The organism is Mariprofundus sp. NF (assembly GCF_013387455.1).
Classification (GTDB): Bacteria; Pseudomonadota; Zetaproteobacteria; order Mariprofundales; family Mariprofundaceae; genus Mariprofundus.
In genome coordinates this window covers 56,933-79,841 of the sequence record NZ_VWNC01000008.1, presented here as the reverse complement: position 1 = coordinate 79,841, position 22,909 = coordinate 56,933, and the positions used below count along the sequence as shown (strand labels likewise).

The following is a 22,909-nucleotide window of genomic DNA, read 5'->3' as shown; positions in this document are numbered from 1 at the left end:
TATTGAACAAAGCTAGACAGGGGCACTAATCTGACCCACAGGCTCGAAGCCTAAGGCCTTGAGAACAGCATCACCCCATCCATCGTTGATTCCCGTACTAAAAATCAACTCGGCTAAAGATACAAGGCCTTTACTTTATAGCCTTAACAACCCTATAGGGAGCGATATTTAGTAGGGATCGTTATTATTCAGATCGGGCGGAATGAAGCCGGTGATGCGTTCAACGGCGGTCTGGATCTGGCCACTGTCCAGCAACTTGATCCAGCGGTAACCGGGGGATTTGTCATCCATGCCGAAATTGTCACTTCTGGGGCGGAACTGGATGCATGTGGAGGGTGAACCAAGCACGCGCACACCCTCGTGGAAGGTGTCAAAGGCCTGATGAATATGGCCGCAAAGCAGCACCTTCACCTGCGGATAGTCGGCAATCAGATCCCAGAGCACTTCACTATTTTCAAGGCTGATATCATCCAGCCAGCGACTGCCTATAGCATAGGCATGGTGATGCAGCGCGATCAATGTGTATTTTTCAGATGTGACTTCAAGAATGGTTCTCAGACGTTCCAACTCATCAACGGCAAGGAAACCTGAAATCGTGCCTGTTCGGTGTGAATTAAGCGTAATCACCTGCCAGAGGCCAAGATCAAGATGATCACTGTAGGATGAACAGGATTTGAGTGCCGGAATCAGGGAGCCTCTAAGGGCACCAAGATTGGCATGGTTGCCCGGCGAGATCATCACCGGCGCACACCACGGCAACATCGCCGCCACCTTGGCGTAGGTTGCTGCAGCCTCATCCTGCGCCATGTCACCACCAAGAACCACGACATCGGGATCAGGGTAATGGCGGTGTGCCGCCTCCAGCACTTCAGCATAACTCTCAATCGGGCGCACACCTTTGAGTTCACCGGCCGGATCATCATAGAGATGCGCATCGGAGATATGCAGCAGCAGGCTCATGACAGGCTGTTCTCTGCCAGCAATTGGCTCATAAAGGCTTCGGCCTCAGGGGGTCTATAGGTGACCCAGGTATGAACATGCAAAGGATCATCGGAAATATGGCGAATCACTTTGACATAGAGCTCGGATGTATCGGGAAGAATCAACTTCAGACTACTCAGCGGCGGACAATTCTGCTCCACCTGCAGATCAAAGGCTGACGCATTCAATGCCAATATTTTTCCGGCAAATGTCTCGCGGGCAAACTTACCCTCAAGCCTGGCAACCTGCAGATCAACCGGACTGCTCAATGGGATTAGCGGCTCGTCCCTCTTCTCCGGCAGCAGCAGCTCTTCATCGCCATAGACGCCACCGAGATCAAAAATCGTCATCTCTTTGCTGATACCTTTGGGCATCACCTTCAACTCATCATCAATGCGCAGCAGCACATCACAGGCATTGCGGGTCGCTTCAGAGATCAGAATCTGACCACCCACAGTATAGGATTCAATTCTTGATGTTGTATTCACAACCCGGCCGACAACGGCATATTTACTGCGTTTTTTCGAACCGATATTGCCAACAATGGCAGCTCCGCTGTTCACCCCGATTCCCATCTGCACTTCAGGGTAACCCTTGGCCAGATAACGGCGGTTGACCTCGCCCATGGCCAGCTGCATCTCCACCGCACAACGCACCGCACGTGTGGCATCATCTTCGCGCTGAATAGGGGCGCCGAAAATAGCCAGCACAGCATCACCGATAATCTCATCGATGGTACCCATATACTTCTGAATCACCTCGGTCATCTCACCAAGATAGATATTGATCATATCCACTACGGTTTCAGCAGGCAGGCGCTCACCAATGGAGGTGAACCCTCTGAGATCAGCCATCAACACCGTCACATCCCGCTTCTCACCGCCCAGCTTCAAACCGTGCGGCGAATCGATCAGACTGTCGACAATCTCCTCAGAGAGGTAACGGCCGAATGTGTCGCGAATAAAGCGGTAGGCAGAGCGCAATTTAAGATGGGTTTCAACGCGGGCATGCACAATCGCAGGGGTAATCGGTTTACTTATATAATCAACTGCGCCCACCTCAAATCCGAGCACCTCATCATGGGTCTCGTTCATGGCGGTCACAAAGATCACCGGAATACCCTCGGTGCGGGGATCGGCTTTGAGACGACGACACACCTCATAACCATCCATGCCGGGCATCATAATATCCAGCAGGATCAGGTCGGGCGCTTTATCAGAAAAGCAGCGCTGCAGCGCCTGCTCACCATTGATCGCCACCCTGACGGTATAGATCGACTTCAGTACGCCACGCAGCACATCAATATTTTCAGGGGTATCATCGACAACCAGAATGGTTGCCTTCTCAGATTCCGTCGCGGGCGCGTTTACACCGCTCTGCACATGGCTGCTCATGGCGACAATATTACACGAATCAGCCGCTGTGGCATCCCCCTGCAACCTGCTAATGACATTTAATCAGCGGCTCATAGAGTTGCCCAATGCAGACAACAGACAGCCAACTCATTCAGATCGCTCTAACTGAAGATGCCGCCTTCAATGATCTGACCGCTCAGGCCACGATTAGTGGTGATGCAACAGGCAGTGCGCGCATCACCGCCAAGGCATCAGGTTTACTCTCAGGCTTATCACTTGCCGATGCGGTATTTGCCGCCGTAGATGCGAAGATTTCGCGAAACTGGCTGCTTGCTGATGGTGATAAAGTAAAGGCTGGTGATGCCATTTGTGAGCTGACCGGCCCGCTGCGCGCCCTGCTTGCTGCCGAGCGCACTGCCCTGAATTTCCTTCAACATCTATCCGGCATCGCCACCGCCACTCACCATTTTGTTGAAGCAGTTGATGGCACAGGATGCAATATTGCTGATACACGCAAAACCACGCCGGGCCTGCGCAGGTTGGAGAAGCTGGCCGTGTTACATGGCGGCGGCATCAACCATCGCATGGATCTGGAGAGCGGCATGCTGATCAAAGAGAATCATATCCACGCCTGTGGCTCCATCACCGATGCCGTACACGCATGCAGCACTGTCCATCACGATGTCTGGGTTGAGGTGGAGTGCGAAACCATGGCTGAGGTGGTCGAAGCTGTGGCTGTCTGCCCTGATATTATCCTGCTCGATAACATGTCGCCGCAAACCGTGGCTGAGGCCCGCAACATCGTTCCCGATTCGATCCTGCTTGAAGCCTCTGGAAATATTACCCTGAGCAATGCCCGCGCTTATGCCGAGACCGGCATTGATCGCATCGCCATCGGTGCCATCACCCACTCCGCCCCTGCGCTGGATCTCTCCATGCGCATCACCAGCAAATAGCTGTGAGTGAGATTCGCGACAACATTCTAAACTGCCTCGATGCAAGCAGTGCACCGGTCTCCGGTGATCTGCTGGCTCAGCAGCTGGGAGTGTCGCGCACCGGCATCTGGAAACATATCCAGCTGTTAAGAAAAAGCGGCGCTAATATCGTTGCCCACTCGGGTCAGGGCTATACGCTGGAATCTGAGGTATTCAGTAGCGGCCTGCTACGCAAACGTTGCACGGGTAAGCGCATCGGCAACAGGATCGTTATTCTTGATGAGACCGACTCAACCAACCGCGATGCGATGGCAGAAGCGGATCAGGGTGCTGATGAAGGGCTGGTGATTTTTGCCCACCGGCAGAACGCCGGCAAAGGGCGCTTAGGCCGTCGCTGGCACACTGTGGCCGATTCACTGGCCTGCAGTGTGCTGCTGCGCCCCGACCTGCCACCGGAACAGGTACCCCAGCTATCACTGCTCACAGCCGTTGCCCTGCACGATGCGCTGGCGCACTTCTCCCCTGCTATCCGTATCAAGTGGCCCAATGATATTCTGCACAACAGTGCAAAACTGGCCGGTATCCTTACCGAAATGCGGGCAGAGCCGGGGCGTGTACATGCCGTTGTGCTTGGTTTCGGCATCAATCTCGCGGCCCCCATCGATGGCTGGCCTGCCGATATCACCCAGAAGGTGACCGATCTGCAGAGCATCGCTGCTGGTAAAATTTCCCGCCTTGATCTGGCCGCATCACTGCTGAATGCGCTGGACTACTGGTATGAGATCTATCTGCAGCAGGGCTTTGCGCCGATTCATGCCGCCTGGTGGCGCGCTCATGCCGCCTCCGGCCAACATGTACGCGTGCACAATGGGCAGGCTTATATTGATGGCATTGCCGCAGCCCTTGATGATGATGGTGCACTGCTGCTGGAGACAAGCAGTGGAACTCAGCGCATCATTGCCGGCGATCTGGAGTTACGATGAACAGAAACACAGCTGCTAGTAAACGCCTTCTCGTTGCCGATATCGGCAATACGCAGATGGTATTCGGCCTTTATGAAGGTGATCAACTGCTAAGCCACTGGCGCCTCTCCAGTGAACGCCAGCTTACCCCCGATGAACTGGCCTGGCAGCTGCATGGCATGTTTGAACAGTCCGATCAACCCGCTACAGATATCGATGGTATTCTCATCGCCAGTGTTGTGCCCCACCTTGATGCGCCACTGGCTGCAGCTTGTGAACGCACCTGCGGCATCAAAGCCGCTTTTGTCGGTTCCTCAGAGATTAAAACCGGTATGGCTGTGGACTATAAGAACCCGCGCGAAGTCGGCGCAGACCGTATCGTCAATGCTGTTGCCGCCAGAGAGCGCTTTGGAGCGCCGGTGATTGTGCTCGACTGTGGCACGGCCACCACCTTCGATATCGTCTCCCCTGAAGGCCACTATGCCGGTGGTCTGATCCTGCCGGGCATTGAAATCTCACTCAAAGCACTCTGTAAACGGGCGGCCAAACTGCCCGAGGTCTCGATTATTCGCAGTGAAACCCTGATCGCCCGCGACACCGCCAGCAGCATGCAGGCAGGCAGTTACTGGGCAGCCGTGGAGAGTTATCGCGGCATTATCCGAAGACTGCGTGAGCAACCCGGTTATGAGTCTGCTCCGATTATAGCAACCGGTGGACTAATCTCTCTGCTCAATAACGATCTGCCAGAGATTAACCACCATGAACCTTTTCTCACACTGACCGGACTCCTCCTGCTCGCCGACCGCCATTTCCAGCCATCATGAGTGTGAAAACAGGCGCAATAAATCGCCGTTTGGCAGGTTGTGAGCCAACGGCTATCGTTGCCCCCATGCTGCACCTTCTGCCATCCATCACCGCCCTGTTTTTTGCCGCCCTCCTTCTGTTTCCTGAAGCACTAGTGGCAGCAGATGCCAATAGCGTAGAGAAGCCTTCAGCTATTGAAAAAGAGTGCAAACGCATCGGCAACAAACTGGGTAGTGTTTCAATTAGAGATTGTCTTAACCATAACCTTCAAGAGAGCGGTGCCCAGTCGGTCACCGGTCAGGCGATCATGCTCAAGGAGTATCCGCCGCTGGCCTCAAGAGAACCCAAAGCCAGAATCCTGCTGATTGGTGGCACCCACGGTGATGAGTACTCATCAGTAAGTATCATTTTCAAGTGGATGAAAACGCTTGATATTCACCACTCCGGCCTCTTTCACTGGCATGTATCACCTCTGGTTAACCCTGATGGGCTTCTGCAGCGCCCCTCGCAACGGCTGAATGCAAACGGCGTTGATCTTAACCGTAATATGCCTACCCCTGACTGGCATAAGAGCACAAGCGCATACTGGCAAAAGACCGGTTTTGATAAACGCCGTTATCCCGGCCCCGCCCCTTTAAGTGAACCGGAATCACGCTGGCTCTATGAGGAGATTCGCACATTCAAACCACACGCCATTGTCTCAGTGCATGCACCCTACGGCGTACTTGATTTCGATGGCCCGCCGGTCGGCCCCAATCAGCTGGGCCAGTTGCATCTGCATCTGATCGGCACCTATCCCGGCTCTCTCGGCAATAGCGCCGGAGTTCAACATCAAATCCCTGTCATTACCGTCGAGCTCCCCTATGCCGGCATCATGCCATCCGAGGATGAGATCTCGCGCATGTGGATGGATCTGATCAGGTGGTTACGCCTGAATGTTCCAAAAGAGAAAACCACCAAAGCCTATGCCACGTTTGATGAGACTTCACGGCAGTTGATGGCAGCCCCTGCAAGCGGAAAAGAGCAGCAGAGAGAACGCCCTGCCGCAGAGGTTACGCCTGACTCAAGCGTTGAAGAGAAGGGCTCTGAAATTCACATGAACAGCAGGATCGATAATTGATAGCCAAGCAATGGATGTTTAACACTTATAAGGTTCTGGCACTGACACTGTTTCTGGCTGCGGCAACACCCGTGGATTCGGCAGTCACCAATCAGCAGCGCGAGAGGGCCTATCAGATTCTTAAACAGGGTGAGCATCATGCTGTTACCGCTCTGGCCAAAGGTGATCGGGAGATACTGCTGGGGCTGCTTGCCCTTGATCACGGCAACGCCAAAGAGGCCATTGCCATTCTCAGCAGCAGCAGTGTTCAGGGTGACCCGGTTGCAGCCATGATCAGGGCAGAGGCCTACCGTCGCCAATCGGTGCAGGCTGCCACCCGGGCGGGCAGTTACGCCCGTGCAGTCAATGCTGACATCGGCAGGTTAAAGAAGGCGAAATTGAGTGCCGGTCTGGATGAGGCCGAGCTTCGTCTTGAGAAACTTGTGACAGCCATGGACCGATCACCTGTTGCCGTTGCTGCAGTTGTCACACCTCAACCTGTTAACCAACAGCCCGCTGTCGCGACAGTCTGGGTCAGCGACAACACTATCCAGCCAGCTTCAGAGGCCTCCATACTATCCGAGAGCATCAATCAGATGATCGAGACATGGCGCAGCGACTGGCAGTCGCGCGATGCCGATGCCTACCTGAGCCACTATCATCCGGCATTCTCCAATGCCAAGCATGATTACGCTTCATGGGCGCAATACAAACGCCGCGTCAACCGCAATAAAACCTTCATCGAGGTGGATGTTTCCAACATCAAGATCGTCAAAGAGATTGCAGATAGTTCCCAAGCCAGGACTGTTATCGTCACCTTCAATCAGAAGTATCGCTCGAACAACTTCTCAGCCAATGACAGCAAACAGCTCTACCTGACTCGCAACAAACAGAGTGAGAGCTGGAGAATCCTCTCTGAAGGCAGTGTTGGCAGCAGTCCGCGTAAAGCAGCGGTAAGAGCGCTGAAAGTTAACACAACAGCATCCAAACCTGCGCAGGAGAACAACCCAACGCAGTGGGCGATCAATGTCGCCGCCTTTGATACCCGCAGTCATGCCGATGAGATGGCCTCCAGCATCCTCATCGATGGTGAACAGCAGCCTTTTGTCTCCGATGTTCCACTGGCTAGCAGGCAGGTCTACAGGGTTCGTATCGGCATGTTTGCCAGCAAAAGCGAGGCGGTAGATGCGATGATGCAGATATGTCCGCAGCTGGATGTCAGCGACTGCTGGCTTGAAAACCTGCCCGGCAACAGGAATTAAAGGTCAACGCCATGGCTAAGTCGATTTTTGTCTGTCAGGCCTGTGGCGCTGAACATCGCAAATGGATTGGCCAGTGCCCTGACTGTGGTGACTGGAACAGCATCAGCGAGCAGGTGCTGGAAGCCACCAGCCAGCGCATAGGCAGTAAAGGCAAAGCGCTGGCCACCTCCCCTATTACCGAGATCAACAGTCAATCATCACCACGCCGCTCTTCTCAAATTCAGGAGCTGGATCGGGTACTTGGTGGTGGCATCGTGCCCGGCTCTGCAGTTCTGATCGGCGGCAACCCCGGCATCGGCAAATCAACCCTGCTGCTGCAGGCCGCGGCCAAACTGGCGGCTAACAGCAAGAAACCTGTGCTCTATATTACCGGCGAGGAGTCGATTCAACAGGTTCATCTGCGCGGCGAACGCATCGACGCAATCCACGAAAACCTGCTGCTTGTTTCGGCATGTGAGCTGGAGTCGATGCTGGCTACAATTGATCAGATCAAACCAGAAACGGTGGTGGTGGACTCGATTCAGACCACGGTCAGCAACCGTCTGACCAGTGCGCCGGGCACGGTATCTCAGGTGCGCGATTGTGCAGCGGCGCTGATTCAGAATGCCAAGCGCATTGGCCATGCCCTGATTCTGGTTGGCCATGTCACCAAAGATGGTGCACTGGCCGGACCGCGCGTACTTGAACATATGGTCGATGCAGTGATCTATTTTGAGGGTGACCACGGTCATGCCCACCGCATCTTAAGAGCGGTTAAAAACCGCTTCGGCCCGGCCGGTGAGATCGGTGTTTTCGAGATGACAGACCGGGGCCTGATCGGCATCCGTGATGCCTCTCGCCTGTTTCTGGCTGAGCGCAGTGCCGATACTCCGGGTTCTGTGGTACTTGCATGTATGGAGGGGACACGCCCGCTATTGGTGGAGGTGCAGGCACTGGTTGCCCCTACCGTCTACTCTACCCCGAAACGTTCAGCCGTCGGCCTTGATACAGGCCGTGTTGCCATGCTCACGGCTGTACTGGAGCGCCGTATCGGCCTGCCGCTCTCCCAGTACGATGTGTATATTAACATCGCAGGTGGTGCTCGCATTGCCGAGCCTGCTGCTGATCTGGCTGTGATGCTGGCCATGGTCTCAGCCTTTCAGGAGAAAGCCGTTGCTGCGGATGTGGCGCTGTTCGGTGAGGTGGGCCTAACCGGTGAGGTGCGACCAGTGGGTCAGCCTGAATCACGTGTCAAAGAGGCAGTGAATCTGGGCTTCACCCATCTGGTGCTGCCGAGAGAAAATTACCAGAGGGTGCAGAAGGCAAATATCATTGCTAACATGCGCGACGAAAGTGCTTCACCACTGCAATTGACAGCTGTCAGACACCTGTCCGATGCCGTACAGAAGTTATTGGCCTGAAAGGATTTCAGGTGCGGATTAACAGAGGCCAACATTGAATTTTGTTGATTATATTCTGATTGCAATCGTCGGACTCTCGATGGTCCTGTCGCTTTGGCGCGGTTTTGTGCGTGAAGTGATCTCTCTGATCGGTCTTGTTCTCGCTTTTCTGGCTGCCAGCCGACTCTCAGGCCAGGCTGGTGACTATCTAGGGCAGTGGATCGACAATGCCACCATCGCCGATGGTGCAGGCTTTGCCATTGTATTTGTGATTGTCATGCTGGTTGTCGGTCTGATTGGTGCGGTGATTCGCAAGCTTGTTGATATCGCAGACCTGACGGCTACAGACCGCACTTTGGGCATCTTTTTTGGTGCCGCCCGTGGCATGCTGCTGATTGCACTCGCTTTTCTTGTTTATACGACTATCTCCAAACCCAGTTCGCCATGGCTGAAAAACAGTATGCTCACCCCCTATGCTATTGAACTCGGTGATATGCTTGGCGGCGTGATCCCTGAGGGCTACCCCTTCTCCCGCCAGGGTTCAGCCAAACAGCCTTCGCCACAACAGACTAAAGCCAGCTCGAAAGATCTGATTTCGATCAAAGACAAGCAGGCACTGAAAGCTATTCTTGAAAACAGTACGAAATGAGGCAGCAATGAGCGTTGAACGCGATATGAACGATCATTTTCACGACGAATGCGGTGTATTTGGCGTATTCGATCACCCGGAAGCAGCTAATCTGACCTATCTGGGTCTCTATGCGCAGCAGCACCGTGGTCAAGAGTCTGCCGGCATCGTCTGCACCGATGGCCACAGCTTCCACAGCCACCGCGGCATGGGACTTGTTGCTGATATCTTCCATAAATCTGAAATCAAAGAGCTCACCGGCAGGCACGGCATTGGCCATGTACGTTACTCCACATCCGGTGACTCCGGCCTGCGCAACTGTCAGCCCTTCTCCTTTGAATATGCCCATGGCGGCATCTCCATGTGCCATAACGGTAATATTGTTAATGCGCCCGAGCTGCGTAAACAGCTTGAGCAGCAGGGTTCAATCTTTCAATCCACATCCGATACTGAAGTACTGATTCATCTGGTTGCCCGCAGCAAGGCACCCACCATGCCCGGGCGCCTCTCCGAAGCGGTCAGGCAGTTAGCCGGTGGTTTCTCACTGCTTGTACTGGTGGAGAAACGACTGGTTGGTGTACGCGACCGCGATGGTATTCGCCCGCTGGTGCTCGGTAAACTGGACGACTCATGGGTACTGGCTTCAGAGACCTGTGCCTTTGATCTGATCGGTGCCACATATGAGCGCGATGTTGAGCCGGGTGAGATGGTTGTCATCGAAGAGGGTGGCCTGACCAGCTTCAAGCCACTGGGCAACGACTGCAAACCACACTTCTGTGTCTTCGAATATGTATATTTCGCACGTCCTGACTCCACGCTTGAGGGTATCAACGTCTACAAGGCGCGCTACCAGATTGGTGTGGAGCTGGCTAAAGAGTCACCGGCCGATGCTGATCTGGTGATACCGGTACCCGATTCCGGCGTGCCGCCGGCGATGGGTTTTGCTGAAGCTTCCGGCATTCCGTTCCAGATGGGGCTGATCCGCAACCACTATGTGGGGCGCACCTTTATCGAACCCAAACAGTCAATCCGTAACTTCGGTGTCAAACTGAAACTTAATCCCATCCGTGAACTGATCAGGGGCAAGCGCGTAGTGCTGGTGGATGACTCCATCGTGCGCGGCACCACCAGTCGTAAAATCGTTGAGATGGTACGTGCAGCAGGTGCAGCTGAGATCCATATGCGTATCTCCAGCCCGCCAACCAAACACTCCTGTTACTACGGTGTGGATACACCCGATGCTAATGAGTTGATGGCCAATAAAATGGATCTGGAAGAGATGCGTAAAGCCATCGGTGCCGATTCACTGGCTTTTGTCAGCTTTGATGGCATGTACCGCGCAGTTGGCAAACCACGTGAAAAACACTGTGATGCCTGTTTCTCCGGTGTCTATCCGGTAGCCATTGAAGGGCCGCGTTCACCGCAGCTCTCGCTGCTGAAAACCTTTAACAAGAAACGATGAGCCAGCGGCCGACGGTCGTTCTGATTCACGGCCTGTTTGGCTCCAGAAAACTGTTATGGCTTGAATATTTCAAAAACGTCCGCCAACTCTATGAGAGCATGGGCCTCAGGGTCATTGTACCGGGCCTGCCGTGGGCAGGATCTCTTGAGCAGCGCGCCAACGCCCTTGCCGGGCAACTCAAGGATGAATCCGGGCCTCTGCATCTGCTCGGCCACTCCATGGGTGGCCTTGATGCCCGCTACTGGATCAATCATCTTGGCGGCGCAGCCAAAGTGGCAAGCCTGACCACGCTGGTTACCCCGCACCGCGGCTCACCCGCTGCCGATCTGGTCTGCAACTCGTTCGCCCCTTTCCGGCTCTTTGCCGGCGTCCGCTCCCTGACCACTGATAACATCAGTCAGTTCAATGCGAGAACGCCTGATCAACCGCACATTATCTATCGCAGTTATACCGCCACACGCCCGCTGCATGAGCTACCCTGGATTGTGCGCCGCTATGGCCGTTACATTCAGCAGATCGAGGGGGATAATGACGCTCAGGTCTCTGTGGCTTCCGGTAGATGGGGAGACCACATCGCAACATTACCCTGTGACCACTATGAGACGATCTTCCTTAACTTCTGGTACAACCCCTTCAAGGCTCGAAAAGTTTTCGACCCTATGCCAGTCTACCGCCAAACAGCAGAATGGATTCTGTCACAGTAGTCTAGAGGGTATTGATTATAACAATACTCCCTGAAGCCAGTCACAGGCGATAGAAACGGTATTACTACTCTGCACTCGCCTTCTCTGCTGGCACAGGTTTTGGTTCAACGAACAGGCTCCCATAGGCCCAGCCTTCTCTGCCATCATTCAGACGTATCTGGTGCCAGCCCCACTTTGTATCAAGCTTGGTAACTACATCCCCCTTTTTGACAGTAAACAGGACATCACCCTTTGCGCTCGGTTTGCTTCTGACGTTACCGAAATAGTTCATTACAGTAAGTTTCTCGCCACCCTCTGCTGAGGGCGCAACGGCTACTGGCTCAGATACTGCGCTCTTCTCCACGACCGCAGTTTCAACAGCTGCTGTTTCAGTAACCACAGCTTTAACAACCGCTCTTTCTGCAACAGGTGAAACAGTGACCGCAGTTTTAGTAACCGTTCTTTCCGCAACCGGGGCAACAACAGGCTCTTTTATAACCGGTATCACTTCAGCCGAGGGCCAGGTGATCCAGAGAAGTAGCCCGGCAATTGCCACGCCGATCAGGATCTGCTTGAGCTTGTAGGATTTAGAGCTCTGATCTGCATGCTCCTTCACATTGAGTTCTCTGATCCTGTAGACTCCGAACTCCTCCTCAATCGAGCGTATCACTTCAGCAGCCTTCTCCTGGCCGATACTCTCCTCAAGGTACAACACCTCTGAAGCAGGCAGCAGCTCATCCACGATGGATTCTGCAGCCAACTCCTCAGGTTCACTGTGCCGATCGGTAGAAGGATTCTCCTGCTGCTCTTTGGCAAACGATTCCACCCGCTCATGTAAGCGATGCATAAACTTATCCAGCCTGTACTGCAGCTCTATCTCGCCATCACCATCCTGGCCGGAGAGAAGCGCCTTCTCATTGGATATAAAGTCATCGAGATGCGCCTTTAGCCGTTTTTTTCTATCCGAATCGTTATGAAAGTGATGCGAACCATCCATTGTTGCACTGCTCATGCCAGCCACCTCGTTGCGGGGTTTAAGGAAACGCTGACTTATTCAGCGTATCCATAAGCTGAGAGATTAGCTGGCCGGTCCCATTGAAGCTGTGATCTGTGCCATAGTGGATGACAGAATGATCTATGACAGATTGAGCTATGACAGAACGATCTATGACAGAACGATCTATGACAGAACGAGCTATGACAGAACGAGCTAAAGGGTTGTTCTCTGGCTAAGTGGCAGTCACTACTCACAAAAACAGTGTCCCACTTGAATGCCCCTGCGACCTTTGACACCTTCAGCGGGTAACCAGTAACGGACTTTCAATACTGTTTGGCAACTCACAGGCATCTCGGCCTGAAACTGGCCTGACCATCTGGTGGTTTTTGGATCAAACTGCTCTCTTCGCTTTTGAGCTCTTGTTTCAGCAATAACCATGCCTACTGCACCGCCAGTAACAGTGGCGATCCGGCTGGTGGTACCGATGTTATTATTGCGAACCTCGTCAAGAAATACTCCGGCAGCCGCAGAAGCGGCAGGCAGATTATCGGATTCGTGTTCGGTGAGAGCCCCCTCACTGGATGAGAGAGGCATGATTTTACGATCATCCGACTCAAACCATGCATCGATCACACCAACATCCCATGGTGTGCGCGACATATCGACCTTAACGCTCAACTTATCATCTGCAATGCGTTGCAACTCCGCATCAAAATAGATCTCACCCCATTTCCGTGAGGCCACACAGCTTCCACTATCAAGAATATCTCCATTGTAGGTGGATAGTTCCGAGCCATCCGGTTTTCCAGACCCGGTCGCACAAGATGAGAGCACTATCGCAAGAATCAGAAGTTGTATCATACGGGTCATTAATCTGAACATAACACACCTCAAAGCACCTGATCAAAACAACAGATCAGAAGATATTACTAGTATAACACAATCACCTGTTAACGGAGTGTGGTGACTTCACCAGACAGCAACAGGCCTATGATTTGCCGGGGTTATCTATTTGGTTGGTTGCTTCGCATACCGGGGCGTCCACTCATAGCTGTCCTCTTTTACACGAGCCCAGTAAAGATCACCGGAGTAGCGCCAGCCATCAAGCACGATACCCGATGCAAACGGTGCCCCTTTGAAGGTGACCACCACCGATGAGTGCTCACGCAGATCACTGTCACGATGGGCAACAGCAGAGTGAAAATCAAAATGTGCAGATTTCAGGCTCTGCATCTTTTTCAGCAGATCATCGGTCCAGTGAAAGCAGAGGCCTCGCTGCCTGATACCAAGATTGACCAGCAGGTTATGCTGACGAGGGGAACCGGTAATCTTATAAACTTTCGCCAACTCGCTGGTATATGCAATAGCTGTCTCAGCAACCAGAGCTGCAGCGTCATGATTAATTGAGCTGTGCAACTGCAGCAGGTCGCGGTTTAACAGTTCAACCTTCTCTACTGCCCGCCCCTCGTTTAGAGGCTGATGCACCGCACATCCTGCCGTAATCAGAAACAGCAGCGCTAACAGACTTCCAGACACCCTGATCAACCTGTAAATCCCCCTTACTCAACAGCAGTGATGCGCCACGCTAGCAGATTTCCCACACAAGCTTACAGGTGGAGTCGAGCCCATATTATGGCTATGCTTCGCAGCGATTTGAATTTGAAACCGGATAATCCCGCAGATGCTGTTTTTTCATGCTGTGATTATCTTTTTTATATCACGCACTGGAAAAGTCCCATCTGCGTTGATGAGAGGCAAGAGAATGGAAATTGATGTAAGAAAAGTGGCGATGCTCTCACGCATCCGCCTGACCGATGATGAGGCTGCAGAACTTGGCCCTCAACTCTCCAGTATCCTTGGTTATGTTGAACAGCTGGGCAAGGTAGACACCGATGGTGTTCCGCCCACTGCTCACCCGCATGATGCCGCCATGCCACTACGCGCCAATGTTGTGACCAATGGCAACCGTCGCGAAGCGTTGCAAGCTCCTGCTCCCAAAACAGAATCCGGCCTCTACGTTGTGCCGAAGGTGATCGAATAAACCATGCCATTTTCTTCATTATCAGAGATCCAGAGCCGCTTAAGCAGCGGTGAAACCACAGCCGTTGAAGTTGCCAAGCTCTACCTTGATCGTATTGCCAGCTATAACGATGAACTCAATGCTTTTGTTCACATCGACCCGACCCATGTACTGGCTCAGGCCGAAGCATCGGACAAATACCGCAGCGAACATGATGCACGCCCGCTGGAAGGGCTGCCGATTGCCGTCAAAGATATCTTCTGCACGCAGGATGGCCCTACCCAGTGCTGCTCCAATATCCTTAAAGATTTCCATGCCCCGTATGACGCAGAGGTCATTACCAAATTGAAAGAGGCTGGTGCTGTGCTGGTGGGTAAAACCAACATGGATGAGTTTGCCATGGGTTCATCGACAGAAACCTCAGCCTTTGGTGTCTGTCGCAACCCCTGGGATACCGAGCGCATCCCCGGTGGTTCATCCGGTGGTTCTGCGGCAGCTGTAGCCGCTGCACTCACACCCGCTGCCCTTGGTACTGATACAGGTGGCTCGATTCGCCAGCCTGCTTCTCTCACTGGCATTACCGGCCTGAAACCGACCTATGGTCGTGTATCACGTCGCGGCATTATCGCCTTTGCCTCCTCCCTTGATCAGGCCGGGCCAATGACACGCACAGTCAAAGATTGCGCCATGATCACCGCCGCCATTTCCGGCCATGACCCTCGCGATGCAACATCCGTTTCCGATGCTCCGGTCATCGACTGGCTTTCAGCCTGTGAATCACGTGATATGAAAGGTTTGAAAATCGGTAAACCCAAAGAGTATTTTGTCGATGGCATGGATGCAGAGGTTCGCGCCAGTGTTGAAGCGGCACTGAAGAAGTGTGAAGAGCTGGGTGCTGAGATCATCGATATCAGCCTGCCCAACACAGAATACGCAATAGCCGCCTATTATGTCATTGCTCCCTCAGAAGCATCAGCCAACCTCTCCCGCTACGATGGCGTACGTTTCGGACATCGCTGTGAGGATCCGGAAGATCTTCTCGATATGTATACCCGCTCGCGTGATGAAGGTTTCGGATCAGAGGTCAAACGCCGTATTCTTACCGGTGCTTTTGCACTCTCATCCGGTTATTACGATGCCTATTACCTCAAAGCTCAGCAGGTACGCACACTGATTCAGCAGGATTTCACTGCCGCTTTTGAGCAGGTAGATGTGATTGCCACACCAACATCGCCGATCACCGCCTTTAAACTGGGCGAGAAGACCGATGATCCACTAACCATGTATCTCTCGGATATCTTCACCATCGCGGTGAATCTCGCCGGCCTTCCCGGACTTTCGCAGCCGTGCGGCTTTGCACAGAATCTGCCGGTAGGTCTGCAGTGGATTGGCCCGGCATGGCGTGAAGATACCGTGCTTTCAGCAGCATCTGCCTATGAGGCAGCAACAGAGTGGAGCAGAAGATCTCCTGCAGCATTTGGAGGTGAGTCATGAGTTGGGAAATTGTAATCGGACTGGAAGTACACTGTCAGCTCAATACTGATACCAAAGCATTTTGTGGATGCTCCACCCAATTTGGTGCAGAGCCCAATACCCAGACCTGCCCGGTATGTCTGGGTATGCCAGGCCAGCTACCGGTTCTTAATACCGTTGCAGTTGATAAAACGATTCTGACCGGTCTGGCCATTAACGCCCACATCAATCTGGAATCGAAGTTTGATCGTAAAAACTACTTCTACCCTGATCTGCCCAAAGGTTACCAGATCTCACAGTTTGCCGTACCGATTGTTGAGGGTGGTTATATCGATATCCCGACCAAAGATGGTGGTGAGAAACGCCTCGGTGTGACACGTATCCACATGGAAGAGGATGCCGGAAAATCGATGCATGAGGGGCTGGATGCCGTGTCTCATATCGATCTGAACCGCTCCGGTGTACCATTGATGGAGATCGTTTCCGAACCGGATATGCGCTCTGCCGATGAAGCCATCGCCTACCTGAAACAGCTGCACCAGCTGATCCGTTTCCTCGGTGTCTCCGGTGCCGATATGGAGAAGGGGCAGTTCCGTTGCGATGCCAATGTTTCGGTCCGTCGCCCAGGTGAGCCGTTCGGAACACGCACTGAAATGAAAAACATGAACTCATTCCGCTTTATCAAACAGGCGATTGAGTTTGAAGTGCTGCGCCAGATCGAGATCATCGAAGATGGTGGCGAAGTGGTTCAGGAATCACGTCTGTGGGATTCGGTAAAATGCGAATCCCGCTCCATGCGCAGTAAAGAGGAAGCGCATGACTACCGCTACTTCCCGGAACCGGATCTGCCACCACTGCGCGTTTCACAGCAGGAGGTGGACGCCATTAAAGCGGGCATGCCTGAACTGCCTGGACAGTTGCGCAAACGCTTTGAGACCGAATTCGGCCTCTCCTCTTACGATGCCGATGTGCTGACCCAGACGCTTGAGTCAGCCGCATGGTATGAGTCACTGGTTGCTGCACATCCGGCTGATCCGAAACGTTGTGCCAACTGGATGGCCAATGAGCTTCTAGGTCGACTCAATGATGCGGGTAAAGAGCTCTCTGAATCACCTGTTTCTGCAGCACGACTGGCCGAACTTCTTAATCGCATTGGTGATAACACCATCTCGGGTAAAGCGGCCAAAGATGTATTCGACGCCATGATGGAATCAGCAGACAGTGTCGATGCCATCATTGAAGCCAAGGGTCTGAAACAGGTCAGCGACAGTGGCGCTATTGATACCATTATCCTTGAGGTGATGGCTGCCAATCCTGCACAGGTAGAGGGTTATCGTGGCGGTAAAGATAAGCTGTTGGGCTTCTTTGTCGGTCAGGTGATGAAAGCTTCACGCGGCAAAGCCAATCCCGGCATGGTCAATCAGCGCCTGCTAGAACTGCTTAAAGGTTGATCATCAAATGAGCCCGAAAGTGCGTCGGCTAGCTATTGCTGGCGCACTTCTGCTTGCGCTTGCGGTGACGCTGGTGGTCAGGCTTGATATCAAGAGTCTGAACAACCATGTCATGCAGGAGTTGCAGGGTTTCACCCAGGTCGGACTGGAGGCGAAAGAGAGTTCTTTCTCATTCATGCACGGCATCGGTCTGAGACTGGATGGGGTGACGTTGAAACAGCAGCACTACCGGGTGGATGCCGGCCATATGGACATCGGCATCCGGCTGCTGCCACTTCTGCTCGGTAAACTTGAGATCAACAACCTCGATATCCACGATGCCATCATTAAAGTGCGGCCTGAAGCTGTTGCCCCCACCTCCTCTGCGATCTCATCACTACCGGTTGAACGCATCCAGTTGATTCGCAGCAAGATTCAGACCTTCGATGGGGCTGACCTGCTCAATAACCTGCATCTTGATCTGCGTAATATCGGTAGCAACCGTGAAACGTTGTGGGAGCTGCAGGCGCAGCAAAAAGATCACTCGCTCAGCGGCCATGGCCGACTTAATTTCTATAATGGAGAAATCTCTGCGGGCTTTGGCAAGTTCAAACTTGATCGCGTGCCTCTGGCCCGCCTTCGTGCAGTCACACCCGCTTCGATATTTGCTTGGTTTGAAGAGTCTGAAGGCAGTATCAGTGGCTCTCTGACACTCGATATCACCCACAATCAGACATGGGCTGTATTCGGTGAAATGCGCCTGCAGGGTGACGCTGACGAGCCACCGCTCAGGCTGCGTGGCAAACTGGAGCATCCCGAAGCAGGTCTGCTCACATGGCACGACAGCTTTATCCATTTTGATAACAATGCAGTCATTGCCATTGATGGCGAATGCAGAAACCAGCATTGTGAAACAGGTATTGATGCCATCAACATTGACCTGAAAACATGGCTGCCTCTGCTTCCAAAAGGCGTATCATTTCATAAGCAGATCAGTGGCGTGACCGATCTCAATGCTCATGTTCAATGGAGTGATAAAAGCTGGGACAGTAGTGCAGCATTCAGGCTTAAAGATGCCTCTTATCGCTACAACGAAAGAGAATACACGCTACCTGAAATTGAGCTGCAAACCGAAGAGCTGCGCGGTGATAAAAAGAGCTGGTATGCAAAAGCCATCCTCACCTCTCCTGATGCAAATGGTGAGATGGCTATCACCAGTAGTCAGAAATCCTCCGGCAGCAAGGATATGCAGATCAATGCCAATCTGGTGGATGCACCACTCTGGCAGCCGCTTGCCAACCTGCTACTCAGTTCACTGCAGATTGAGCCGCAACTCGATGGTGAAGGATTTATAAGCGGATTGATTCAGCTGCAACAGAGCCGTAAAGAGAAACGACTTAAGCTCGATCTTGATGCAGAGAAAGCCGCCATCTCCTATGCGTCACTGTTCAAAAAGCCTGAAACAATCATCGCAAATTGCATTGCTGAGATCAGTTGGTCTAACAGCGATAAGCTGCCAACTGCAGTCGCCATGGAGAAGTGTCAGCTGGACAACTCATCACTGAAAAAAGCAGTCTGGAAACGCAGCAACAAGCAGGAGCAGCTGGAGATTAAAAGCCTCAGTCTGCAATTTGATCAGCTTCAGCACCATGCTGTACTGCTGCCTGCCGGCTTGAGTGAGTTCCGGGGGCTTGTTGAAGGGAGCGGCTCAAGCAGAAGAAATAGCTCTACTACAGGTGTTATGAACTGGGCTGAACAGATGAGTGGCAGATGGCACCTGCAGAACTTTGGAAAAAATAGCTGGTATAGCAACGGATCCATCACTGCAAAGAAGGGTCTTTTTCAATCCCCGCAGCTACTGCTGCAGGGCCCCTATGGAGAAGCGGAACTCAAAGGTGAGATCAATTTCCGTAAATCTACTGGTGATGTAGATATTCTCGCCGCAACACTGATAACCGAGGGTTACCCGGCACTACCTGAGTCCCTGAGGGGATTGAATATCCGGGGCCGTATCCATCAGGCCCAGCTCACACTGCTGAGTAATCAGCTGCAGGCTATTCACGGCTACTACCGCATTAAAAGTGATCAATTAAGTCTGGAGAATATTCAGGCCTCAATCGCAGCTGGTCAGCTTATCTCAAAAAAACTGCTCATCTCCCTCGACGCTGGCGGTTACGGCATAGCGGGAAAAGTACGTTTGAAAAATATGCTGTTGCAGCAGATTAACGGTTTGGATTCACTGCTGCAGGCTGAGCTGAAAGGTAAACTACACGCCAATATTGAATTGCAGGGTAAAATCCCTCATCTCAAGCAAGAGAGCTGGAACTTGAGCAATGGTGATATTCTCATCTATAGCGGTGAGTGGATCAGGCAGAGCGAGGCTAACTCCCTCTCAGAACATCTGGGCATCAAAGAGACCGAATTGATCTCGCATGGCTTCCGCGAGCTCAGTTTTCGCTTCCGAATTCGCGATCAGCAGAGTGATATCAGCCAGATTAAACTGAATCTTGGCGGATCACTGTTTCAAGGCAAAGCTGAGGTCAGCAATGCATTGGCCATACAAGGTACTCTGCAGAGCAAAGATCAGAGCCAGCTCTACGCCATTGATGGTGAGTGGCCCACCCCCTCCTGGCAGCAACTGCAATAACTACAATAGTCGCTTGAGCATTCACGTTTCCATGGCATCATTAAGGGATGAAACGACTATCCATTCGCGTCCAACAAGTTAAACCATCCGCCACCCTGGCGATTACTGCAAAAGCTGCTGAGATGAGAGCTGCCGGAAAAAGCATCATCTCACTCTCCGTTGGCGAGCCCGATTTCGAAACACCGAAAGCGGCCCGCGAAGCGGGTATCGAAGCGATCAATGCCGGTTTCACCCGCTACACTGCTGTAGCAGGCATTCCAGAGCTGCGCAAAGCAGTTGCTGAGAAGTTTAAGCGGGATAATGATCTCGACTACTCCCCTGATGAGATTCTTGTCTCAACCGGTGGCAAGCAGTGCATCTTCAACCTGCTGATGGCTGTGATGAATCCGGGCGAGCGGGCGATTATTCCGGCCCCCTACTGGGTCTCTTATCCGGATATGGTCAAGCTGACTGAAGGTACACCGGTAATCGTCAACACCACGGCTGAAAATTGTTTCAAGATCACGGCAGAGCAGCTTGAAGAGGTATTATGCCACCGTTGTAAAGTGCTCTTCCTCAACTCCCCGTCCAATCCGACCGGTATGGCTTATACCGCCGAGGAGCTGGCCGCTATCGGTGCGGTGGTGCGCAAACATCCCGGTCTGATCGTCGCCACCGATGATATGTATGAGAAGATTCTTTTCGATGGCAAAACCTTCGCTACCTTTGCTCAGGTTAATCCTGATCTGAAAGATCAGACGATTACCCTTAACGGTGTATCTAAAGCCTACTGCATGACCGGCTGGCGCATCGGCTTCTGTGCAGGCCCCCTCTCCATCATCAAAGCGATGGGCAAGATTCAGGGGCAGAGTACCTCCAACCCCAACTCCATCGCCCAGAAAGCAGCGCTGGCGGCACTGACAGGGCCTACCGATGAGCTGGATGAGATGGTTCGCACCTATGAGGTTCGCCGCAACTGGCTTGTCGATGCACTCAATGCCATTCCCGGCATGCAGGCTATTGTTCCCGACGGTGCTTTCTACGTCTTCCCATCGATAGCCGGATGGATCGGCAAAACGACACCGAGTGGCATCCTGCTCAGTGATGATCTGGTGATCTGTGAATGGTTGCTTGAAGAGGCGGGTGTTGCACTTGTACCTGGCACCGAGTTCGGTTCTCCCGGCCATCTGCGTTTCTCCTATGCAGTCAGTCAGGATACGCTGGAAGATGCTGTAGATCGCATTGCAAAAGCTGCTGCCTCGCTGATTTAACAACGCCAACCATCCATAAAAAAGGGCGCCATCCAGCGCCCTTTTTTTATCTTCAAACCTTGATGCGGCAGTGGCATCTCCACCACCGCATCCGAATCGACATTACCTGCCTGAGTGTGCGTAGTGCTCAATTCTCCTGTTGTTCGCCTGAATCAGACGATTGCTGTAGTGGTGACGTTCATTGGTGCGAACCTGCGGACGCTGAGCGTGCCTGTTGTTATCACGACGATGTTCACGGTACTCATGGCGTTCATGCCTATCATGAGACCTCTGGTAACGGTTTTGGCCTCGATAGTGAGCATGCCTTACGTCGCGGCAACCATGTGAACGTGAAGCGTGACGATCACGGTAGTGAGGTTTGCGTGGCTGCACGTAAACTGGTCTCTGGCTTCTATAGTGCACAGGTGTGGCATGGGCATCTGAAAGCATCGCGCCTGCAATGGCACCGAACATCGCGCCGATAATAGCACCCTGAGCCGTCTCATTACTCTGTGAACCGATTACAGCTCCGGCGGTGGCTCCGACTGCAGCTCCCGTGGCCATACCGCGCTCCTGAGGACCTGCATAAGCAGCTGCTGATGTGAATGTTACAATTAACGTGGCTATGAATATTTTTTTCATTGTCGCCTCCTTGTCATTGGCATGGAGAGAGTCTGTAGAAAATGACTTTTTCAATAAAGTGGACTATGTCAACTATTTAGGGGGAATTTCGCACGTGATGAAAATCACACTGATTATTATTCAAAGCCATGAACTTAAATGAGCGTAAAGAGTAGCGGACCACAAGGTTATAGGAGAATATTACAAAACTGAGAAGATGCTATTTACTGACCCTTATTATCTGAAGAACCGGACTCAGCTATTTCATCTACTTTCACCGCGACTTTTTCTGCTGCAGTTACTGCAGCGATTTTCTTGCCGTAGTTCTCCAGGAATACAGTCAGATTGGCCACCACAAGCGAATAGACAATCACGCCAAAGATCATCGTCATCACTGCGACTACACGACCAGCCGGGGTCTGCGGCACGATGTCACCATAACCAACGGTGGTCAGTGTTACAAAAGCCCACCAGAGGCCATCCTGAAACTCCCCGAACTGCGCATTACTACCATGCTCAAGGGAGAAGGTGACCGTACCAAAGATAAACACGAGACCAAACAGCGTCGCCATTGCAGCAGGAAGACTATCGCCTGAGAGCACCAGCAGACGCAGCAAGCGATCCTTGTTGGAGCGAATAAGCACACCGAGCCTGAGGGCGGGAAGCAGATGCACAACACGCAGTGCCATCAGCATACGCAGGATTGGGGATGAGAGAAGCACCACCAGCACCAGATCAAACCAGTTGGCTTTCATCCAGGCTTTACGACTCTCAGCAATCCACCAGCGGCCAAAAAACATCACCACAAAAACGACGAGTACAGCCATAATGCTCCACTCCGGAAGATCCTTAATAAATGAAGTAGCGACGGCCGCGATGGTCGTCATAAACAGGCTTACATCGAGGATGCGCTGGAAAAGGAGCCTGTTTGTCACGGCAAAC

The 22,909-nt window shown here is 52.7% G+C and carries 21 protein-coding genes; 14 read left to right on the top strand and 7 right to left on the bottom strand.

Annotated elements, in window-relative coordinates; translation table 11 throughout:
- Positions 1-168 precede the first annotated feature (168 nt).
- Entirely contained in the window at positions 169-960 is a 792-nt protein-coding gene (locus F3F96_RS11135; protein WP_176963350.1) for a metallophosphoesterase, read from the bottom strand.
- Positions 957-2,375, bottom strand: coding sequence for an adenylate/guanylate cyclase domain-containing protein (locus F3F96_RS11130; protein WP_176963349.1), 1,419 nt, complete (start codon positions 2,373-2,375; stop codon positions 957-959). Before F3F96_RS11130 ends, F3F96_RS11135 begins: the two co-directional genes overlap by 4 nt.
- A gap of 86 nt (positions 2,376-2,461) precedes the next feature.
- Here F3F96_RS11130 and nadC point away from each other — a divergent pair, with 86 nt between their 5' ends.
- Genes nadC through F3F96_RS11085 form a run of 9 tightly spaced genes read left to right on the top strand, consistent with a single transcriptional unit; the run spans position 2,462 to position 11,571 of the window.
- Positions 2,462-3,292 carry a carboxylating nicotinate-nucleotide diphosphorylase gene (gene nadC, locus F3F96_RS11125; protein ID WP_176963348.1) on the top strand — a complete coding sequence of 277 codons (831 nt, stop codon included), beginning with the start codon at positions 2,462-2,464 and terminating at the stop codon, positions 3,290-3,292.
- A gap of 2 nt (positions 3,293-3,294) precedes the next feature.
- Positions 3,295-4,254 carry a biotin--[acetyl-CoA-carboxylase] ligase gene (locus F3F96_RS11120; protein ID WP_176963347.1) on the top strand — a complete coding sequence of 320 codons (960 nt, stop codon included), beginning with the start codon at positions 3,295-3,297 and terminating at the stop codon, positions 4,252-4,254.
- Positions 4,251-5,057, top strand: coding sequence for a type III pantothenate kinase (locus tag F3F96_RS11115; RefSeq protein ID WP_176963346.1), 807 nt, complete (start codon positions 4,251-4,253; stop codon positions 5,055-5,057). Before F3F96_RS11120 ends, F3F96_RS11115 begins: the two co-directional genes overlap by 4 nt.
- Positions 5,054-6,157, top strand: coding sequence for a M14 family murein peptide amidase A (locus F3F96_RS11110; protein WP_206675333.1), 1,104 nt, complete (start codon positions 5,054-5,056; stop codon positions 6,155-6,157). Before F3F96_RS11115 ends, F3F96_RS11110 begins: the two co-directional genes overlap by 4 nt.
- Before the next feature lie 14 nt (positions 6,158-6,171).
- On the top strand, positions 6,172-7,398 hold the full coding sequence (locus F3F96_RS11105; protein WP_176963345.1) for an SPOR domain-containing protein: 1,227 nt from the start codon (positions 6,172-6,174) through the stop codon (positions 7,396-7,398).
- A gap of 11 nt (positions 7,399-7,409) precedes the next feature.
- Positions 7,410-8,798, top strand: coding sequence for a DNA repair protein RadA (gene radA / locus F3F96_RS11100; protein WP_176963344.1), 1,389 nt, complete (start codon positions 7,410-7,412; stop codon positions 8,796-8,798).
- Between the two features lie 34 nt (positions 8,799-8,832).
- Positions 8,833-9,426 carry a CvpA family protein gene (locus tag F3F96_RS11095; protein WP_176963343.1) on the top strand — a complete coding sequence of 198 codons (594 nt, stop codon included), beginning with the start codon at positions 8,833-8,835 and terminating at the stop codon, positions 9,424-9,426.
- Positions 9,427-9,433: 7 nt separating this feature from the next.
- Complete coding sequence (gene purF / locus F3F96_RS11090) at positions 9,434-10,867, top strand: amidophosphoribosyltransferase (protein WP_176963342.1); 1,434 nt, start codon at positions 9,434-9,436, stop codon at positions 10,865-10,867.
- The gene (locus F3F96_RS11085) at positions 10,864-11,571 is read left to right on the top strand and encodes an alpha/beta fold hydrolase (RefSeq protein ID WP_176963341.1); all 708 of its coding nucleotides are present in this window, start codon (positions 10,864-10,866) and stop codon (positions 11,569-11,571) included. Before purF ends, F3F96_RS11085 begins: the two co-directional genes overlap by 4 nt.
- A 64-nt stretch (positions 11,572-11,635) precedes the next feature.
- Here the strand turns inward: F3F96_RS11085 and F3F96_RS11080 are convergent, their stop codons facing one another.
- The 3 genes from F3F96_RS11080 to F3F96_RS11070 all read right to left on the bottom strand — a co-directional run bounded on the left by F3F96_RS11080 (position 11,636) and on the right by F3F96_RS11070 (position 14,032).
- On the bottom strand, positions 11,636-12,562 hold the full coding sequence (locus tag F3F96_RS11080; RefSeq protein ID WP_176963340.1) for an SH3 domain-containing protein: 927 nt from the start codon (positions 12,560-12,562) through the stop codon (positions 11,636-11,638).
- A 231-nt stretch (positions 12,563-12,793) separates the two neighbouring features.
- Positions 12,794-13,429, bottom strand: coding sequence for a hypothetical protein (locus F3F96_RS11075; RefSeq protein WP_176963339.1), 636 nt, complete (start codon positions 13,427-13,429; stop codon positions 12,794-12,796).
- Positions 13,430-13,555: 126 nt separating this feature from the next.
- Positions 13,556-14,032 carry a hypothetical protein gene (locus tag F3F96_RS11070; RefSeq protein ID WP_176963338.1) on the bottom strand — a complete coding sequence of 159 codons (477 nt, stop codon included), beginning with the start codon at positions 14,030-14,032 and terminating at the stop codon, positions 13,556-13,558.
- A gap of 277 nt (positions 14,033-14,309) precedes the next feature.
- On the opposite strand from F3F96_RS11070, the gene gatC reads away from it, so the two are divergent.
- From gatC to F3F96_RS11045, 5 genes are read left to right on the top strand one after another with little or no spacing between them, the layout of a single operon-like run.
- Positions 14,310-14,588, top strand: coding sequence for an Asp-tRNA(Asn)/Glu-tRNA(Gln) amidotransferase subunit GatC (gene gatC, locus F3F96_RS11065; protein ID WP_176963337.1), 279 nt, complete (start codon positions 14,310-14,312; stop codon positions 14,586-14,588).
- A gap of 3 nt (positions 14,589-14,591) precedes the next feature.
- A complete protein-coding gene (gatA, locus tag F3F96_RS11060) occupies positions 14,592-16,061 on the top strand; it encodes an Asp-tRNA(Asn)/Glu-tRNA(Gln) amidotransferase subunit GatA (RefSeq protein ID WP_176963336.1) in 1,470 nt (489 codons plus the stop codon).
- Positions 16,058-17,491, top strand: coding sequence for an Asp-tRNA(Asn)/Glu-tRNA(Gln) amidotransferase subunit GatB (gene gatB, locus F3F96_RS11055; RefSeq protein WP_176963335.1), 1,434 nt, complete (start codon positions 16,058-16,060; stop codon positions 17,489-17,491). The genes gatA and gatB overlap by 4 nt, the downstream gene beginning before the upstream one ends.
- A gap of 19 nt (positions 17,492-17,510) precedes the next feature.
- Complete coding sequence (locus F3F96_RS11050; RefSeq protein ID WP_176963334.1) at positions 17,511-20,117, top strand: hypothetical protein; 2,607 nt, start codon at positions 17,511-17,513, stop codon at positions 20,115-20,117.
- Between the two features lie 47 nt (positions 20,118-20,164).
- On the top strand, positions 20,165-21,367 hold the full coding sequence (locus F3F96_RS11045) for a pyridoxal phosphate-dependent aminotransferase (RefSeq protein WP_176963333.1): 1,203 nt from the start codon (positions 20,165-20,167) through the stop codon (positions 21,365-21,367).
- Positions 21,368-21,469: 102 nt separating this feature from the next.
- Here the strand turns inward: F3F96_RS11045 and F3F96_RS11040 are convergent, their stop codons facing one another.
- Complete coding sequence (locus F3F96_RS11040; RefSeq protein WP_176963332.1) at positions 21,470-21,988, bottom strand: glycine zipper domain-containing protein; 519 nt, start codon at positions 21,986-21,988, stop codon at positions 21,470-21,472.
- 203 nt (positions 21,989-22,191) lie between these two features.
- The gene (locus F3F96_RS11035; RefSeq protein WP_176963331.1) at positions 22,192-22,902 is read right to left on the bottom strand and encodes an ion channel; all 711 of its coding nucleotides are present in this window, start codon (positions 22,900-22,902) and stop codon (positions 22,192-22,194) included.
- Between the last annotated feature and the right edge of the window lie 7 nt (positions 22,903-22,909).